Raw genomic sequence first — 1,377 nt, 5'->3', positions numbered from 1 at the left:
TGGCCAAGCTATGCCGCATTCCGAAATCTACCAGAGCGCGAGCGTTGGGTGCTGTACGGCAGCGCGAAGGCGTATCGCGAGGCGCTGGAGCTCCAGGGCCTGGTGATGAGCGAAAGCTACGACCAATTCGTGCGCCGGGTTACAGAGGAGCTTGAGCTGTGAGCGTCCAAGCTATGACCTGGGCCCTGCAGCAGCAGGAGGTGGTGGAGTCGCACGCACGCCACGTCCTGCTGTGCCTGGCCAACTATGCCGACCAAGACGGACGGGCGGCTTTTCCATCGGTATCGCGTCTGGCGACCGATACCGGACTGAGCACGCGGACGGTGCAGTATCGCCTCCGCGAGCTGGAGCAAACGGGTGTGATTCGCCGTGGCAACCAGGCAATTCCCGTCGCCTACATCAACCAGCGCGACCGCATTCCCGTTTGCTATGACCTCGCCATGGAACGGGGTGCACAGCATGCACCCGGTGCACGTCACGACGTAACGGGGTGCACGCCAGAACACAACGGGGTGCACGCCACGACAGAACGGGGTGCACAGCATGCACCCGAACCGTCAATTAACCACCAATTAACCACCCATAACCGTAAAGAAGGCGATGGCGCCTCAGCTGGTGGGAAAGGTAAGCGCAAGGTCAAGGAGGGATTCGACCCGCTGACGGCCAAGCCGGAGAACTGTTCCGACCGCGCCTGGGCTGACTTCTGCGAAATGCGCAAAGCAAAGCGTGCGCCGTTGACCAAGCGCGCCTGTGACCTGATTGCCAAAAAGCTGGAGGGTCACCCGAACGCTGACGCTGTGCTCGACAAGTCCACCCTGAGTTGCTGGACCGATGTTTACCCAGAGTCGACAGCGAACGCTGGCTCTCGGTCAGGCAAGCCGAACGCATACAGCAACCTCCCTCAGCACACCGATGACATGTACCAGGAGAGCCACGATGGCCGAGCGAATTTCTGATCTGTTCCACCGTCGTCCAGCCATGCGGACCTACGCTGGCAATTGCCCTGTTCATGGCGATGTCGACATGAGCGAAGTAGAGCAACTGGATGGCTCCATGCAACCCCGCGGGTGCAAGCGCTGCGCCTGGGAGGCCCTGAACATGGCTCCACGGGGCTCTGACGTGTTCCGCCAGGCCAGTGCACAGCGCCAGGTAGAGCGCGCAACTGCGGCTTTGATCGCCGCCGGAATCACCCCGCGCTTCTCCGGCTCTACGTTCGACACCTTCCGGACGGGTGCCGGCGCTCCCCAGGCCAAAGCATTGGAGACCTGCCGCGACTATGCCGCACGATTCCCCGAACACTACCGGGCGGGCCGTTCTCTGCTGCTGACCGGCAATGTCGGGTGCGGCAAGACCCACCTGGGTAGCTCGATCGTCCGA

Annotated in this window: 1 protein-coding gene and 1 pseudogene; both read left to right on the top strand. The window is 62.3% G+C overall.

The features are described 5' to 3' along the window. Window positions 1–158 precede the first annotated feature (158 nt). On the top strand, window positions 159–956 hold the full coding sequence (locus tag ACNFCI_RS23895) for a helix-turn-helix domain-containing protein (protein WP_416768411.1): 798 nt from the start codon (window positions 159–161) through the stop codon (window positions 954–956). A 67-nt stretch (window positions 957–1,023) separates the two neighbouring features. Further along, window positions 1,024–1,377 (top strand): annotated as a pseudogene (locus ACNFCI_RS23890) (ATP-binding protein); the annotation flags it as partial.

This window comes from Pseudomonas sp. NY15356, assembly GCF_048068175.1.
GTDB classification, from domain to species: domain Bacteria; phylum Pseudomonadota; class Gammaproteobacteria; order Pseudomonadales; family Pseudomonadaceae; genus Aquipseudomonas; species Aquipseudomonas putida_K.
This window is presented reverse-complemented; position numbering and strand designations above follow the sequence as displayed.